The sequence below is a fragment of the Ruegeria sp. CDSB113 genome, assembly GCF_059611045.1.
In genome coordinates this window covers 92,186-108,115 of the sequence record NZ_JBXWOU010000013.1, presented here as the reverse complement: position 1 = coordinate 108,115, position 15,930 = coordinate 92,186, and the positions used below count along the sequence as shown (strand labels likewise).

Sequence of the window (15,930 nt, the reverse complement as noted above, 5' to 3'; positions counted from 1 at the left end):
TGAAAGGTCGGGTCTTCTAGCCCACCTTCCCCTCCAGCCAGTCTGCAATCTGGCCGGCGGGTTGTTCCCAGCCGGGCTCCATGAACAAAAAATGCGCGTGGTTTTTCACGGGCATGAAAGTCGCGCGGTCTCCGTACAGCTTGGCCAGCGCACGGCAGGTGTTTGGGTTGACGGCGCGATCCTCGGTCCCGGACACGATCAACACCGGGCAATCGACCTTGTCGATATCGACCTTCATTGCGTGGTGGTCGTCGAACATCCAAAAGAACATCTCGAACATCACCCGGCCGCTTTCGGCCCCCAGCTGGTCGTACACCTCATGCTGCTGCGCCTCGGGCATCTTGTTCAATGCAAAAGGGGCCATCAGGTCGAACTCGACCCGCATGGGTTGCTTCCAGAACGCCCCGCCCTCCATCAGCGCGCGCGGGATGGCGCGTTCATCGTCGGTTTCGGGCAAGGTGCCCCACGGCGCGTTCGGGTTGATCAGGACAATAGCACTGGCCAATCCGCGCGCGGCCACTTGCTGCGCCACAACGCCCGCGATGGCATGGCCGAGGATGACCGGCTTGCTGTCCAATCCCTGCACGAGCTCGGCAATATCATTGGCATAATCCGCAACACTGGTATCCGTAAGTCCGGGGTCAGGTTCGGCCTTGGGGTCCCCACCATGAAAGCGCAGCGCAGGGATGTGCACCGTCCAGCCGCGCGCGCGGAAGAAACCCGCGTAGTCCGCCATGCACCAAGGTCCGGCAAAGGACCCGTGGATCAGAACAATCTCTTTGGTCATCAAAACACCCTCTCGTCACTTGCCCCCACTATGCGAGACGACAGGCGCGCGCGACAAGGCCGCCGGGGTCAGACGGACATACCGATCAGGGCAACGCCAACGGCCATCAGTAGGGCCGCACCTAGGCGACGCATCCAGTTGCCTTCATGCAGGAAGATGAACCCGATCAGCGCTGCGAAGATCACCGAAGTCTCGCGCAGTGCTGAAACCGCACCCAGTGGTGCGAAATTCTTGGCGTAAAGCACCAGACCATAGGCCGTCATCGACACCAGCCCGCCTAGGATTCCGATCATCCAGACCTTTGCAGGAAGGCTGGCCAGTGTGTCCCGCTTTTTGATGCCAACAAACCCGGCGATGAACAGGTGCAGGAAAGCGCCCCAGGCCCAGTAGCTAAGCGTATTGCCCGACAGCCGCACCCCGATGCCGTCCACCACCGAATAGATCGAGATGCAAAACCCCGTACCCAGCGCAAACCACAGCGCCCAGCGCCCGACGCCGGACCGCAAGGCACTCCAACTGCTGAGCTGAATACCAAGCGCGATCAGCGCAATCCCGCCCCAAGCCTGCAGTGGCAGCACCTCGCCCACCAGTATCATCGCCCAGAGCGAGACCAACGCAGGCACGATACCACGGGCGATCGGGTAGACGACGCTCAGATCCCCATGCTGATAGGCTTTGCCCAGCATGTAGTAGTACCCAAAATGCACAACGGTCGAGATCAGGATGTATGGAAAGCTTTCAACGCTGGGCAGCGGCAGCAGCAGGACCATGGCCGTTGCAGGGATGACATGCCCAAATGCGACAAGACCCAAAGTGGTCGTTCGGTCGGCGGCTGTTTTGACGATGGCGTTCCACACCGCATGAAGCAACGCAGCCGTCAAAATGATGGCGATGACAAACAGAGTCACGTCCGAACCTTTCGCGCAGAGAGAACCGGCCCAAGATACGGGCCGGTTTCGTTACTTGCACAGAGCAAGACCGATCACAATGCAGCCTTGAACAGAGCGGTCAGATTGTCCTCAGTCAATTCGATTGGGTTACCCCCACAAGACGGATCGATGATCGCGCCTTGCACCAGTTCCGGGATCGCAGCTTCGGTCACACCCAGTTCGGACAGCCTGGTTGGGATACCCAGCGAGTCGTTGAACGACTGGACAAAACCGCGGACGCCATCAAAGCCGCCATCAATTCCCAGATAGGCTGCCGCCGACTGAAACCGATCAGCGATAGCTGGGGCATTGAATTCCAGCACTGTGGGCATGCAAACCGCGTTGGTGGTGCCGTGGTGAGTGTTGAAAACCGCGCCAATCGGGTGGCTCATGGCGTGGATCGCGCCCAGGCCTTTCTGAAAGGCGGTCGCCCCCATGGCTGCCGCGCTCATCATCTGCGCGCGGGCCTCGATATCCGCGCCATCTGCATAGGCACGTGGCAGGTACTCCTTGACCAGCCGCATACCTTCCAGCGCAATACCGTGGCTCATCGGATGGTAGTGCGGGCTGGAAAACGCCTCGACACAATGCGCAAATGCATCAAGACCGGTGCCCGCTGTGATGAATTTGGGCATACCAACCGTCAACTCTGGGTCGCAGATCACCACGGTCGGCAGCACCTTGGGATGGAATATGATCTTTTTCGCGTGGGTTTCGGAATTCGTAATGACACTGGCGCGCCCGACCTCGGACCCGGTCCCGGCTGTGGTCGGCACAGCGATAATCGGCGCAATGACATCCGAATCCGCGCGTGTCCACCAATCGCCGATATCCTCGAAATCCCAAACCGGGCGCGTCTGCCCTGCCATAAAGGCAACCATCTTGCCCAGATCCAACCCGGAACCGCCGCCAAAAGCGATCACGCCATCATGGCCGCCCGCATTGTAGGCCGCGACCCCTGCCTCAAGGTTTTTTTCGTTCGGGTTGGGATCCACATCGCTGAACAGCCCGCGCCCCAGCCCTGCGGCCTCCATGATATCCAGCGTCGCCGCGGCGATCGGTAGATCGGCCAACCCTTTGTCGGTGACCAACAACGGCCTTTTCATACCAGCGGCAGCACATGCCTCAGGCAGTTCTTTGATGCGGCCTGCGCCGAATTTGATAGTGGTCGGATAGGACCAGTTTCCAACAAGTGACATGTCAGGTTTCCTTTGTGATTTGAGACCTGCCCGGCCGAGGGGGTCTGAACCGGGCAGGCCGTTGCCCTTAGCCTGTGACCTTTTTCAGGTGGTAGGATTTAGGACGTGTCAGGTTGTGATAGCCAATGACGGACAAACCGCCGCCGCGGCCGGTATTCTTGCAGCCAGTCCAACAAAGACCCGGATCCAGATAATCGGCGCGGTTCATGAACACGGTTCCGGTTTCGATTGCATCGCCCACGCGTGCGGCCCGATCTACATTGCGGGTCCACAGGCTGGCGGTCAGACCAAATTCACTGTCATTCATCAAGGCGATGGCTTCGTCGTCCGAGGACACTTTCATGATGCCGACCACAGGGCCGAAACTCTCGTCCCGCATCACCCGCATGTCATGGGTGACGTTGGTCAGGATCTGCGGTGTCAGATAGGCCCCGCCATCATCTTCGGGGAACGTGCCGATATGAGCCACCGCCCCGGCCGCAACAGCCTCGGCGATCTGCGCGCGCACCTCTTTGGCAAAGCGCACATTGGCCATCGGACCAATCGTTGTATCGCTGTCCAGAGGATTGCCCAGCTTATAGCCTTTCACTACATCGACTGCCTTGGCGACGAAGTCGTCATAAAGGCTTTCGTGAACATAAATCCGCTCGATCCCACAACAGCACTGGCCCGAGTTGAACATGGCCCCGTCGATCAGCGTTTCGACCGCTGCATCCAGATCAGCGTCATCCATGACATAGCCCGGGTCCTTGCCACCCAGCTCGGTGCCAACACCGGTGAATGTCCCAGCAGCCGCGCGCTCCATCGCTTGGCCACCACCTACTGACCCGGTGAAGTTCACCAAGTCGAACGCATTGCCTGCGATCAGGTCATTGGTCACGTCATGGCTCAGGAAGACATTCTGAAACACATCTTCGGGCACACCCACGGAATGAAACGCTTGCGCCATGCGCTCGCCCGCCAGCAGCGTTTGCGTGGCATGTTTCAGGATCACTGTGTTCCCCGCGATCAGCGCCGGGGCCACAGTGTTGATTGCGGTCATGTAGGGATAGTTCCAGGGCGCCACCACAAAGACCACGCCATGCGGAATGCGCTTGATATAGCGTTTGAAGGTTTCATCTTCGCCCACTGCGATATCAGCCAGAGACGCCTCGGCAATCTGAGCCATATGGCTCGCACGCTCGTTAAAGCCGCCGAACTCACCGCCATAACGTACCGGACGCCCCATCATACGCGCCAGCTCGGGCACAATCTCGTCATTCATCGCCCCAACCGCAGCCACTCCGGCCATGACAAGATCGATACGTTCCTGCAACGGCCGCGCCGCCCATTCTGCCTGTGCCACCCGCGATCGCACTGCCGCTTCAAACGCTGCATCCCGTGACAACACCTCACGTTCAGCAAAAACCGATCCATCGATCGGCGAGACACATTTCAACATCTGCCCCATATCCACTCCAATTCCGAAAGAAACAGGATCCCTGCTTCATCTAGCCACAAATATCCCGGGGGCTGCCATTGGTGCGCCATTGGTTCGAGCGCCAATGGCGGCGGGCAAAGCCCCCAGCCGGACCCAATCTCAAGCCCGCTCAAACCCTCGGGCAATTTCCCAATCCGTCACAACCCGCTCGAATTCCTCGATCTCGACCTCCGCCGCACGGGTATAGTGATCGACCACCTCATCGCCCATAGCAGCCCGCAGCATCGATGACCCGTGCAACGCATCCCGCGCCGCGCGCAGATTGCCGGGGATCATGCCGGTGTCTCCCTGATAGACATCACCGGTGGTGGGCGATTGCAGTTCCAGGCCTTCTTCAACACCGGCAATCCCGGCGGCCAACATGCCAGCCATCGCCAGATACGGGTTCATATCTGAGCCCGGAATACGACACTCAACCCGTACGGCCTTCGTCCCATCGCCGCAGAGACGGAAGCCAGCCGTACGGTTATCCACCGACCAGATAATCCGTGTCGGCGCAAAGGTGCCCTTCATGAACCGCTTGTAGCTGTTGATGTAGGGGGCCATGAAATAGGTATAATCAGCGGCATATTTCAGTAGGCCCGCCATATAGTTTTTCATCAGCGCCGACATACCCAACGAGTCATACGCATCATAAAACGCTGGCTTGCCATCTGCCCAAAGCGACTGGTGCACGTGGGACGAGCTGCCCACCTTGTCATGGTGCCACTTCGGCAGGAATGTCGCCGCGTGACCGTGTTGCCAGGCGATCTCTTTCACCGCGTTCTTGGCGATCGAGTGGTATTCGGCCGTGTCCATCGCCGGTGCATATTTGATGTTCAGCTCTTCCTGCCCGGTCTCGGCCTCGCCTTTCGAGTTCTCAACCGGAATCCCCGCGTTCCACAGATGGTTGCGGATCGGGCGCATCACATGCTCTTCCTTGGTGGTCTGAAGGATGTGATAATCTTCATTATAGCCCGAGATCGGCTCCAGATCGCGGAAGCCTTCCTTGCGGATCTGGTCAAAGCTCTTCTCAAAGAGGAAAAACTCCAGCTCGGTGGCGCACATCGCGTCATAGCCCATGGCCTTCAGCCGGTTGACCTGCTTCTTCAAAATAGACCGAGGCGCGTGTGGAACCTCTTCATGCGTGTGGTGATCCAGCACATCGCACATCACCATTGTGGTGCCTTCCAGCCACGGCACCGGGCGCAAAGTGCTGAGATCCGGCTTCATGACATAATCGCCATAACCCCGCTCCCAACTGGTCGAGGCATAGCCGTCGGGTGTCGCCATCTCCAGATCTGTGGCCAGCAGGTAGTTGCAGCAATGTGTCTCTTCCCATGCGCCCGCCACGAAATGGCCTGCGTGGAACCGCTTACCCATCAGGCGGCCCTGCATGTCCACCATGCAGACCAGCACCGTGTCGACCTCGCCCGCCTCGAATTTGGCTTTCAGATCAGCCAAAATCGCTTCATTGCCCATCATTGGTATCCTTTGTCACTTACAGAGACCCCGGTTTCACTTACCCGCCATCAGTCATCGTTGGCTTCTTTTTCCATTTCCATCACCAGGCGCGTTTCCAGAACCTGACCGCTTTTGTAGAGGATCGGATAGGCGATGGCGGCGATATGCCCATGCAGATCACGCATGGACCGCAGCGTTTCCAGATGCAGATCGGAGGACTGGAAACTCTCAGTCTGACCCCGCTCCAACCGTTTGAGGTGCGCCTTGCGGCTATTGCGCGACATCCGCTTTACTTCGGCCTTGTCCAACACCAGCCGTCGGGCACAATCCATGTCGTCCACCAACAGCACGTGACGCGCCAGCGAGAAGCTTTCCAGAATGGCCGCATGCAAATCTTTCAGCTCTTTCCAGCCCTGCGCTGAGAACTCCGAACGTTCGGTGTGTTTGATCTGCGCCGTCCGGGTCATCCGGTTCGAGACGACATCGCCCGCAGCTTCAAGACGGATGGCATATTCGACCAACCCTCGTGCGGCTTTGATCTGCCCTTTGCTCATATTCTGCCGCGGCATGCGCGCGACGAAACGGCGGATCTCGGTCAGTTGCGTATTGACCCGCTCATCCTGCTGCCAAAGCGCGGAAATCGCGTCGCTGTCATCCTGTTCGTAGATATCCAAAACGGGGCGGAACATACGCTCGACCTGCGTGATCATCTGCAACAGTTCGTGACGCACCGAGGACATCGCAACGCTGGCCCTTTCGCCGCTGGGGTCCCCCAGCGGTGTCAGCGCATCCGAAAACTGATCCAGAGCGTTGGCCTCGGCTTTGGGTTCCGCCATTAGAACGGCCATCGGCTGTTCCATCCTGTTCACGAAGCCTGTGGCCAGCAGGAATACTGCCAGATTGAACCCGATATGTGCAAAAATCAGAGACTGCGCCGGGCTCGTCACCAATAGCGCCTCGTGCAACCCGCCAACATTCACGACGATCAACATTACCAGCGCCGCGCTTCCCCGCAATAAAAGGTTGGCCAGAGGGATACGCCGGGCCGAGACGGTCATATCACGCGTCAGCCACATTGGAATAAAGGCCGAACCCAGATTTGCTCCCAGCACCAGGGACAACCCGGCGGCAAAGGGAATTGCACCGATCTGAACCAAGGCCACGCACATCAGGATCGTCGCGACCGAGCTGTGCATGACGAAGGCTAGCACTGCGCCGACAATAAAGGCGCTGAAATAATCGGTCTCAAGATACCCCGCGATTGCGGGCAAAAACGCGCTTTCGCGGATCGGCTCAACTGCTTCGCGCAAGAACTGAAGCGAAATCAGGATGAAGGCGACGCCCAGAACGATCCGCCCCATAAGCCGGACATTCGACCGTTCGGATTTCAGATACAGCCAGCCGCCCAACGCCAGCAATGCGGGTTGAAGCCAGCCCAGGTCATAGGACAGAACCTGAATGACCAGCGCGGCGCCCAGATCGGCACCCAGCACACCTGCCAGCGCCATCCCAAACGTCACCATTCCCGCCGCAGCGAAACCTGTCAGCAAGACCGTAACCGCGGCCGAACTTTGCAGGATGGTGGCCAGAACCATGCCTGCCCCACCTGCAACAAAGCTGTTGGAGTGGCGCGTCAGGATCGACTGGAACAGCGCACCAAAACGCCGTTCGATACCGGTACGAACCAAGCGTACGGCAAATAGCAGCAACATGGTTGCGGCAAAAATCTCAATCAAAAAGCTCGCGATAGCCATATGTTCAAACCTCGTCTGACCGGTGCGCACAAATGTGCTTCCGGTTTTGTTTTTCTATTCTTGGAACAGACGAGAGCATAAATGGTGTCGCTTATTGATGTCCAATCCCGACGCACGGGGTGCCCCACGCGTCGGGAAGAAGGGTTTCTTAGGTGTAACGATAGGGCCGACCAGCCTTTAGCATCTCGGCGTTGTAACGCTTGAAGATGTCGACAACTTTCGCTTTGGTCTCGGACTCGGCTGCAACTTCGTCCCAGAACTTCACGGCAGCTTCCTCAACGGTCACCCATTCTTCGTCCGGGATAGAGGTCAATTGCATCTTCGTGCCGTTGACGCGCAGGTTGGCCTCACCACCCCAATACCACCACTGACGGTAGTAATGTGACTGATCACAGCAAACCTTGAACAGGGTCTGCAGGTCTTCGGGCAGTTCGTTCCAGCGGTCCATGTTGGCAAAGAAGTGACCCGCCCAGGCGCCCGACACGTTGTTGGTCAGGAAATAGTTGGTCACATCGGCCCAGCCAACAGTGTAGTCTTCGGTGATGCCCGACCAAGCGATACCATCCAGTTCACCGGTCTGAACCGCGACCTCGATGTCTTCCCATGGCAGGGTAACCGGCACGACGCCAAACTGCGACAGGAAGCGACCCGCCGTTGGGAATGTGAAGATGCGTTTGCCCTTCATATCCGCCAGCGAGTTGATCGGGTCCTTGGTCGCAAAGTGGCACGGGTCCCATGCGCCAGCGCTGATGTGTTTGACGCCGACTTTTGAGTACTCCTCATCCCAGATCTCGTTCAGACCCCACTGGTTGAACAGCACAGGCACGTCCAGTGAATACCGCGAGGCGAACGGGAAATAGCCACCGAAAACAGTGACTTCGGTGGGCGATGCCATCGAGTCGTCGTCCGACTGAACCGCGTCGATGGTGCCTTTCTGCATCGCCCGGAACAGCTCTCCCGTGGGAACCAACTGATCAGCATAGAACAGCTCGATCTGCATCCGGTCACCGGCGATCTGGTTAAACATCTTGATCGCGGGATCAATCACATGCTCAGCCAGCGCAGGACCTGCATAAGTCTGCATCCGCCATGTGATCGTGTTCTGCGCCAAGGCAGGCGTCGCCAGTGGTGCGGCAGCAACGCCAACCCCAGCGGTTTTCAGAAACTTACGTCTTGTCGTCATGTCAATTCCTCTCCGTTAAAGTTTCTGTGCCCGTTCACCGAGCATTCTTGTTAATTTCCATAGACATACCCGGGCAACCAAAGAGCGATTTCCGGGAAAATCATGATAATTGTCAGCGCCAGCACCATCACCGCGACAAAAGGAAAGATCGAACCATAGATGTCCCGCAGGGTGATCTCGGGCGGGGCCATCGCCCGCATCAGGAACAGGTTGTACCCGAAGGGCGGCGTCATATAGGCGATCTGCGTCGTGATCGTATAAAGCACCCCGTACCAGATCAGATCAAAGCCCAACTCGCCGACCAGCGGGACATACAGCGGTGCCACGATGACCAGCATTGCCGTGTCATCCAGGAACGTGCCCATGACGATGAAGCTTAGCTGCATCAGGATCAGGATCATCCAGGGCGACAAGCCCAGTTGATCTGTGAATAGGTTGTCGATGGCTTTCACCGCGCCGAGACCGTCAAATACGGCCCCAAAGCCCAGCGCGGCCAGAATGATCCACATGAACATGCAGGAAATGGCCAACGTCTGCTTGGTGCAGTCTTCGAAAATCTTCCAGGTCATGCGGCGCTTGATGACGGACACAGCCAGCGCGGTCAGCGCTCCGATCGCCGAGCTTTCGACCAGCGAGGTCCAACCATTCACAAACGGTACCATCATCGCCGCGAAGATGATCAGCGGCAGCGCCCCTGCCCCCAGCAGCCGGATTTTCTCGGCCCACGGCACCTCATGCGCGTCTTCCATTGCGGGTCCCAGCTCGGGCTGAATGCGGCAGCGGATCCAGATGTACAGAATGAACATCGCGGCCATTAGCAGACCCGGGATAATCCCCGCCAGCCACAGTTGCCCAACAGGCTGGCGCGCGATCATCGCATAGAGGACCAGAACCACCGAAGGTGGCACCAAAATGCCAAGACTAGAACCCGCCTGAATGACTCCGGTCACCATCGTCTTGTCGTAGCCGCGCCGAAGCAGCTCCGGCAGCGCAATAGTTGCGCCGATGGCCATACCCGCAACGCTCAGGCCGTTCATGGCCGAGACCAGCACCATCAACCCGATGGTGCCGATAGCCAGACCGCCATTGATGGGGCCCATCCAGACGTGGAACATCTTATACAAGTCATCCGCCAGCCGGCTTTCGCTGAGCACATACCCCATGAAGATAAACATCGGCAGCGTCAGCAGCGGATACCATTTCATCAGCTTCATCGCGGCCGAGAACGTAATGTCCTGCCCGCCTGTGCCCCAAAGCGCCAGCGCGGCAATGGTAGCCACCGCGCCAATCGCGCCAAAGACCCGCTGACCTGTGAACAGCATCAGCATCATCAATGCGAACATGAAGATGGCGATATATTCCTGGCTCATGCCCGCACGACCCCGATTTCCTGCCCGTTGATCCGGGCTATGTCTTTGAAGAATTCCGATATCGCCTGCAGCAGCATCAGGAAGAAGCCGAACACCATGATGGTTTTTACTGGCCAGATATACGGTCGCCACGCCGTCGATGAGCGTTCAAGTCGGCCAATTTCCTCACTGCCCGTCAACAGTCCGAAAAAGTAGGAGACCGGTTCATCGCCCCAATAGCCAAGGCTGTAGGCCGTCGACCCAAGCCCGCCATAAAACAGAACTCCCAGATAGAAGATCAGCAGCAGAACGGTGAAGGCATCGAACCAGGCTTTCCGGTGCGGGCTCCAGTTGTGATAAAACAGGTCCATGCGGACGTTTGATCCCAACTGGATCGAATACGGTCCGCCCATAATGTAATAGGTCACCATCGCAAACTGCGCCATTTCCAGCGTCCAATGCGATGGCACGAAAAACGTTTTTGAGATCGAGGACCACAGCAGGATGCCCATCATCACGAACAGGCCCCACATCATGACCCGTCCGATCCGGTAGTTGACCGCATCGACGATCCGGACATATGACGCCATCGCCTTGATCACGCCGCGCCCCCTTTCTGAAACTCTGCAAGGGTCCGCGCGATCCATGACGCCAGACGTTCGGCCATCGCCTCTTGCTGCTCGGACGTTTGTATCAAGTCGTTGCGGATCTCGATCATGACGTTCAACAGCCCGTTCGGCAGCGCTTGCGCGTCAAGGGTATGGGCGACCCCGTCCGCCGCCGAATACGGCTCATTCAAACTAGTCTCATAGGGTTGGTCGGCGGGTGTTGTCGTCATCATTGCCCGAGCGAACCGGTCGTCCACCCCGTGTAATATGCCTAGTTCCACCTCACGCGTCTGACCATGGTAGACTGGCGTAAAGCTGTGGATTGTCACCATGAGTTCAAGCGTGTCCCCGTTTTGAGAGATCAGTTCAGACAGCGCCCTGCTGAAGGGCCGGTAGATGCTCTCAATCCTGCTTTTGCGCTCTTCCTCGGACAGATCGACATTAGCTGGGATTTGATAGTCCTCGCTGCGCGCCGGCATGGCCCCTGCGGCTTCAGGAGGGCGATTGCAGTCATAGACCAGCCGGGACACCCCGCCATACACCAGCGGTGCCGACAGGCGTGCCGCCATTAGCTTGGCCACAGCCAATGCCCCCGGATCCCACGCGATGTGGCTTTGCAGCGCGTCCACGGGCAATCCCATATCACCCAAAAACGCGGGAATGCGGCTGGACGCGTGTTCGCAGACCAGCATTACCGAAAGGGGACCATCTACTGTGTCCGTGTGAACGACTGTTCCGAAGTCCAAAATACCGCCTTGCGATTCCAATTAAGATGCGTGTGGAAAAATTTCCACAAGAGACCTTAACCTGTCAATATTTTTCCTGTATAAATTTCACCACTCTTGATCTTGCTGAAAAATTATTCACACTAAGATCGAAAAGATGCAGGAGGAACGCCGCGTGCGGGTGACGGACAGGCTGCTGGCCCACAAAAACAAGATGACCCCATCCGAGCGGCAACTGGTCAGTGTATTGCTGGACGACTACCCCATGGCTGGCCTTGGCAGCATCACCGAGCTGGCCAGCACGGCCTCGGTTTCGACCACGACCGTCGCACGGATGCTGCAGAAAACCGGCTTTGACGGCTATCCGCAGTTTCAGGCCGCCCTGCGGGGTGAGGTGAAAGAGATGATCTCGGGCCCGGTCGCCAAGCGTGACCTTTGGCAGAACGACCTGCCCGAAGAACACATCCTGAACCGGTATTCCCAACAGACTCTCGCCAATCAGAAACGCACGATTGATGAGGTCGATCCCGGTGAATTCGACAGCTTTTGCAATCTGTTATGTGACCCCAACAGGCGCATTTTCATTACCGGCGGCCGCATCACTGGTACGCTGGCACAATATCTGTACCTGCACCTGCAGATGATCCGCCCGGATGTCCGACTGCTGCCCGTTGCGGCATCGTGGACGCATGACTTGCTGGACATACGCAAAGATGATGTGCTGGTGACGCTGGATGTCCGCCGCTATGAAAACGCGTCACTACTGATCGGCCAGTTGTGCCATGAACGTGAGGCCGAAATCGTCCTGTTCACGGATCAATGGCGCTCGCCTATTCACCGGTTGGCCAAACATACTTTTGCTGCGCGCATTGCCGTGCCGTCTGCGTGGGATTCAATGGCGGCCATTCTGGTTCTGATGGAATGCGTCATCGCCGAAGTACAAGAACGGCTATGGGATTCGGTTAAAGAGCGCACGGATGAGTTGGAACAAGCTTTTGACCGCACCAAACTGTTCCGGAAGTTCGGTCAAAGCTCGGGCTCATAACGGCATTTTACCACCCAAACGGAACAACTGAGCGTGAGGAGTGTTGCCAGCCGCATGGCAGGCCGTCACTTTGAAGGCATGAGTTTCGTGACCCAAAACCAACTGCCGCTTTTGATCCTGTTCTTTCTGATTGGATTGATTGGCACCGCCTTTCTTTTCCGTAAACCCGCCGGGCATCGCGCCTGGAAACTCGCGGACCTCGTCTGGGTTGTGCTGGGTGGCGTTGGCGCGCTGGTCGCGGTTTTGGCCGGGCTTTACACTTCGGATAGCTCGCGACTGGACCGCCAGATAGACGTCGCTTATGCCGCCGGGCTGGCCTTTGACCGTGATGCCGCGCGGTTCCGGCTGCGGTTCTGCGACCCGGCTTTTGATCCGGATACTGCGGTGCTGTGCGAAAAGGTCGAATTCCTGTCGGCCTCAACCGCCAGCAATGCCGACCTGCCATTGTTCATCGCAGTCACAAATGAGGTCGCGCCACTGCAGGGGCTGCATTTTCTGTTTGGCAGTCAGGCAAAAGACGAACAGGACGAAATGCGCGCAATGGCCGACAAGGCTGATGCGTTCAACATCGATCAATTCCTTGTCTTTACCACGTTGGACGACATGACTCAGGCCGCGATCAACAACATGCGCCGCAAAGTCCCTGCGATTGCCGGAGATTACCTAATCCTGGCGCAAAGCTATGATGATCTGGTGGAACAGGTCGGCAAGTTGAAGGACGAATGGGAATACCTGCAAGACAATGCGCATATACTTGTGCTGCAGATTATCGCGTTATGTCTGGTCAGTTTCGCGGCGCCGTTCCGGCTGGGCAAATCCGTGGTCGAGCTGCGCGCGTCGCTCAGCGCCGATAGCCCTGCGCCAGCTTCGCAGGATCTGCTCCCAGAAAATACCGCGTCAGAGTCCACAGGTTCCGCCCTCCCCGACGCAACCAGCCCGCACGCTCATAGCGATCCGCGCTCGTAACTGCCCGGCTGGGCAGCAAAGTGATGCCGCGCAAGCTGCGGACCAAAGCGACGTCCTCCATCAAAGGTTGATCGGGAAAGCCCCCCGCGTTTCGATACATCTCATTCGGGACCAACAGGCCCTGATCGCCATATGGCAGGCCAAACAGGCGACTGCGCAGATTGGCCCAACCCGCCACCCATTCCGGCGCAAAGCCTGATGCCCGAAACGCCAGACGAAACGCCGCCGGGGTTCCGGTGCCAAGGTGGTCGCCTACAACCTTGCTCCACCCCGCTTGCAAAACCGTGTCGGCATGCAAAACAAGCAGCCATTCCCCTTTGGCTGCGGCGCATCCTCGGGCCAATTGCCCCCCGCGCGAAGGCGGCCCGGTCACGATCTCAGCCCCGGCCTCATCCGCAATCTTTAAAGTCTGATCGGCCGACCCTCCGTCCGAGACGATCAATTCGCGGATCAGCCCCGCATGCAGGCCTTCAATCAAGGCCGCAAGGGTCGCGGGAAGGGCCGCGTCCGAATTCAGGGTCGGGATAACGATGCTAATCGGCGCAGGCACGGCGGAAACCCTCTGGTCATGGCAGCGGAAACCCCTATATCACGAGGTCCGAGGAAAAGACGAGGACAACCCAGATGCCCAACCGCCGTATATTGCGCCTGAGCGGCTCGGACACCGACAGCTTTCTTCAAGGGTTGATCACCAACGATATTGCCGGGTTGGACAATGGGCTGGTCTACGCCGCCCTGCTGACCCCCCAAGGTAAATACCTGGCGGACTTCTTCCTGAAGCGCGAGGGTGACGCGGTTTTGCTGGATGTTGCCGAAGGCCTTGCCGATGGATTTGCCAAACGGTTGGGCATGTACAAGCTGCGCGCAGATGTCAGCATCGAAGACAGCGGCCTAAACCTGCAGCGCGGCACTGGCCCTGCGCCCGAAGGTGCCCTGCCCGACCCAAGGCACCCGGACATGGGGTGGCGGGCCTATACAGCGGGTGCGGAAAGCGACGACGGTACAGATTGGGATGCAATCCGCGTGCGACACTGCATTCCGGAAACCGGCATCGAACTGACCCCCGACAGCTATATCCTTGAGGCCGGGTTCGAGGCGCTGAACGGCTTGGACTTCAAGAAAGGCTGTTATGTGGGGCAAGAAGTCACCGCGCGGATGAAACACAAGACTGAACTGCGCAAGGGTCTTCGCAGCGTTAGCGTCACTGGGTCTGCAGCAGTTGGAACTGCGATTACTTCCGGCGGAAAACCGGCGGGTACATTGTTCACCCAATCCAATGGCCGCGGGATCGCCTATTTGCGATTGGACCGCGTGGGTAACGACATGCAGGCCGGTGACGCCACCATACAGTTGGACCCTTAACGTGTTGCCGAACCGGCACGGCTGAGCAACCGACTGAATTGGTGTGGTTTGAACATAGCCAAGTGCGCTGTCACACTGGTTTGAAATCAGCAATCCGGATGCACGTATGTTCCAGCTATACAGGGCAATCTGGCGCGCCAGCGCCGGACGGCAGATCATCCTCATCGTTCTGTCCATCGCAATTGCGGGTCTGGCTGCAGTTCCGCTCGAGTTTCAGCGCGACATCATCAACCACCTGACCTCAGCCGATGTAAGCACGGACAGACTGATCTACCTGGGTGCCGGAATGATGTCGGTCATCCTGCTCAGCCTCGCCCTAAAGTGGCTTTTGAGCTATCGCGCGGGAACGTTGGGCGAAGACCTGATCCGCATGATCCGCCAAAGGCTGCTGCTGCGCGCCTCAGACATCAATGTCTCGGGCGAAACGATGCGCAAGGGCACGATGACCACGGCGATTTCAGCCGAGGCAGAAGAGCTGGGGAAATTCGCGGGCGGCGCTTTCTCGGACCCGGTCGTTCAGATCGGCACGTTGATCAGTGTGATCGGCTATATCTCGTCAACGCAACCAGGGCTGGGCATGATCGCCTTTTCGATGATCGTGCCGCAGATCATCATCGTGCTGGTATCCCAACGCAAGGTGAACGTGTTTGTCGCCGAACGTGTCCGGATATTACGCGGAGCCAACGATAAGCTGAATGTCGAGCGGATCAACGAAATCGCGCGCGAGGTTGAGGCGCAGTTCGACGAGATCTACGAAACACGGCGCAGGATGTTCATCTGGAAGCTTTCGGCCAAGTTTCTACTGAGCGTCATAAACGGAGCCGGAACCGTCGGCGTCCTGATGTTGGGTGGTTATTTGGTTATGAACGGAAAAACGGATGTCGGCACTGTGGTCGCCGCCACAAGCGGCCTTAGCCGCATTCAGGGCCCAACGGCATTCCTGATCGCCTTTTACCGGCAGGTCAGCGCCAATCGCATCAAGTATGAACTGATGCTTGAACTGTTTGGCCCCAACCCCGAACGGTATCGTCAAATCAGACGGGGCAGCTGACAAAAAAACCGCGCGGCACGGGTCCACGCGGTTGTTCATTACTCTGGCA

General features: G+C 58.0%; 14 protein-coding genes and 1 pseudogene. 4 read left to right on the top strand and 11 right to left on the bottom strand.

All coding sequences use genetic code 11. The features are described from left to right. Nucleotides 1-16 precede the first annotated feature (16 nt). The 10 genes from AC2FIS_RS19105 to AC2FIS_RS19060 form a co-directional block, all read right to left on the bottom strand. Nucleotides 17-787, bottom strand: a complete 771-nt coding sequence (locus AC2FIS_RS19105) for an alpha/beta hydrolase (RefSeq protein WP_496774944.1) — start codon at nucleotides 785-787, stop codon at nucleotides 17-19. 68 nt (nucleotides 788-855) lie between these two features. Continuing rightward, nucleotides 856-1,695 (bottom strand): EamA family transporter, encoded by an 840-nt coding sequence (locus AC2FIS_RS19100; protein WP_496774943.1) that lies wholly within the window; start codon nucleotides 1,693-1,695, stop codon nucleotides 856-858. Nucleotides 1,696-1,769: 74 nt separating this feature from the next. Further along, on the bottom strand, nucleotides 1,770-2,915 hold the full coding sequence (locus tag AC2FIS_RS19095; RefSeq protein ID WP_496774942.1) for an iron-containing alcohol dehydrogenase: 1,146 nt from the start codon (nucleotides 2,913-2,915) through the stop codon (nucleotides 1,770-1,772). 67 nt (nucleotides 2,916-2,982) lie between these two features. After that, the gene (locus tag AC2FIS_RS19090; protein WP_496774941.1) at nucleotides 2,983-4,365 is read right to left on the bottom strand and encodes an aldehyde dehydrogenase family protein; all 1,383 of its coding nucleotides are present in this window, start codon (nucleotides 4,363-4,365) and stop codon (nucleotides 2,983-2,985) included. A gap of 129 nt (nucleotides 4,366-4,494) precedes the next feature. Beyond that, complete coding sequence (locus AC2FIS_RS19085; protein WP_496774940.1) at nucleotides 4,495-5,856, bottom strand: glutamine synthetase family protein; 1,362 nt, start codon at nucleotides 5,854-5,856, stop codon at nucleotides 4,495-4,497. Nucleotides 5,857-5,906: 50 nt separating this feature from the next. Beyond that, on the bottom strand, nucleotides 5,907-7,592 hold the full coding sequence (locus tag AC2FIS_RS19080; RefSeq protein WP_282169227.1) for a Na/Pi cotransporter family protein: 1,686 nt from the start codon (nucleotides 7,590-7,592) through the stop codon (nucleotides 5,907-5,909). Between the two features lie 148 nt (nucleotides 7,593-7,740). Continuing rightward, nucleotides 7,741-8,775 (bottom strand): TRAP transporter substrate-binding protein, encoded by a 1,035-nt coding sequence (locus tag AC2FIS_RS19075; protein ID WP_058274157.1) that lies wholly within the window; start codon nucleotides 8,773-8,775, stop codon nucleotides 7,741-7,743. A gap of 50 nt (nucleotides 8,776-8,825) precedes the next feature. Further along, complete coding sequence (locus tag AC2FIS_RS19070; protein ID WP_113790362.1) at nucleotides 8,826-10,145, bottom strand: TRAP transporter large permease; 1,320 nt, start codon at nucleotides 10,143-10,145, stop codon at nucleotides 8,826-8,828. After that, on the bottom strand, nucleotides 10,142-10,726 hold the full coding sequence (locus AC2FIS_RS19065) for a TRAP transporter small permease subunit (RefSeq protein WP_282119896.1): 585 nt from the start codon (nucleotides 10,724-10,726) through the stop codon (nucleotides 10,142-10,144). The genes AC2FIS_RS19070 and AC2FIS_RS19065 overlap by 4 nt, the downstream gene beginning before the upstream one ends. Then, complete coding sequence (locus AC2FIS_RS19060; protein ID WP_496774939.1) at nucleotides 10,723-11,424, bottom strand: N-formylglutamate amidohydrolase; 702 nt, start codon at nucleotides 11,422-11,424, stop codon at nucleotides 10,723-10,725. Before AC2FIS_RS19060 ends, AC2FIS_RS19065 begins: the two co-directional genes overlap by 4 nt. Before the next feature lie 190 nt (nucleotides 11,425-11,614). On the opposite strand from AC2FIS_RS19060, the gene AC2FIS_RS19055 reads away from it, so the two are divergent. Together AC2FIS_RS19055 and AC2FIS_RS19050 are read left to right on the top strand one after the other, a co-directional pair. Next, nucleotides 11,615-12,502 carry a MurR/RpiR family transcriptional regulator gene (locus AC2FIS_RS19055; protein ID WP_496774938.1) on the top strand — a complete coding sequence of 296 codons (888 nt, stop codon included), beginning with the start codon at nucleotides 11,615-11,617 and terminating at the stop codon, nucleotides 12,500-12,502. A 78-nt stretch (nucleotides 12,503-12,580) separates the two neighbouring features. Then, nucleotides 12,581-13,336, top strand: a pseudogene (locus tag AC2FIS_RS19050) (hypothetical protein); the annotation flags it as partial. Nucleotides 13,337-13,343: 7 nt separating this feature from the next. Here AC2FIS_RS19050 and AC2FIS_RS19045 read toward each other — a convergent pair. Beyond that, entirely contained in the window at nucleotides 13,344-14,018 is a 675-nt protein-coding gene (locus AC2FIS_RS19045) for a TIGR04283 family arsenosugar biosynthesis glycosyltransferase (protein ID WP_496774937.1), read from the bottom strand. A 74-nt stretch (nucleotides 14,019-14,092) separates the two neighbouring features. Here AC2FIS_RS19045 and ygfZ point away from each other — a divergent pair, with 74 nt between their 5' ends. Next, the gene (ygfZ, locus tag AC2FIS_RS19040) at nucleotides 14,093-14,830 is read left to right on the top strand and encodes a CAF17-like 4Fe-4S cluster assembly/insertion protein YgfZ (protein ID WP_496774936.1); all 738 of its coding nucleotides are present in this window, start codon (nucleotides 14,093-14,095) and stop codon (nucleotides 14,828-14,830) included. A 106-nt stretch (nucleotides 14,831-14,936) separates the two neighbouring features. Then, nucleotides 14,937-15,881: an ABC transporter transmembrane domain-containing protein gene (locus tag AC2FIS_RS19035; protein WP_496774935.1), complete on the top strand. Its 945-nt coding sequence runs from the start codon at nucleotides 14,937-14,939 to the stop codon at nucleotides 15,879-15,881. Nucleotides 15,882-15,930 lie beyond the last annotated feature (49 nt).

Bases quoted from the DNA above. Each gene is read 5' to 3' on its own strand.
- AC2FIS_RS19055 (WP_496774938.1), top strand. From the start codon at position 11,615: ATGCAGGAGGAACGCCGCGTGCGGGTGACGGACAGGCTGCTGGCCCAC.
- AC2FIS_RS19080 (WP_282169227.1), bottom strand. From the start codon at position 7,592: ATGGCTATCGCGAGCTTTTTGATTGAGATTTTTGCCGCAACCATGTTG.
- AC2FIS_RS19090 (WP_496774941.1), bottom strand. From the start codon at position 4,365: ATGGGGCAGATGTTGAAATGTGTCTCGCCGATCGATGGATCGGTTTTT.
- AC2FIS_RS19070 (WP_113790362.1), bottom strand. From the start codon at position 10,145: ATGAGCCAGGAATATATCGCCATCTTCATGTTCGCATTGATGATGCTG.
- AC2FIS_RS19105 (WP_496774944.1), bottom strand. From the start codon at position 787: ATGACCAAAGAGATTGTTCTGATCCACGGGTCCTTTGCCGGACCTTGG.
- AC2FIS_RS19035 (WP_496774935.1), top strand. From the start codon at position 14,937: ATGTTCCAGCTATACAGGGCAATCTGGCGCGCCAGCGCCGGACGGCAG.
- AC2FIS_RS19075 (WP_058274157.1), bottom strand. From the start codon at position 8,775: ATGACGACAAGACGTAAGTTTCTGAAAACCGCTGGGGTTGGCGTTGCT.
- ygfZ (WP_496774936.1), top strand. From the start codon at position 14,093: ATGCCCAACCGCCGTATATTGCGCCTGAGCGGCTCGGACACCGACAGC.
- AC2FIS_RS19095 (WP_496774942.1), bottom strand. From the start codon at position 2,915: ATGTCACTTGTTGGAAACTGGTCCTATCCGACCACTATCAAATTCGGC.
- AC2FIS_RS19060 (WP_496774939.1), bottom strand. From the start codon at position 11,424: ATGCTGGTCTGCGAACACGCGTCCAGCCGCATTCCCGCGTTTTTGGGT.
- AC2FIS_RS19085 (WP_496774940.1), bottom strand. From the start codon at position 5,856: ATGGGCAATGAAGCGATTTTGGCTGATCTGAAAGCCAAATTCGAGGCG.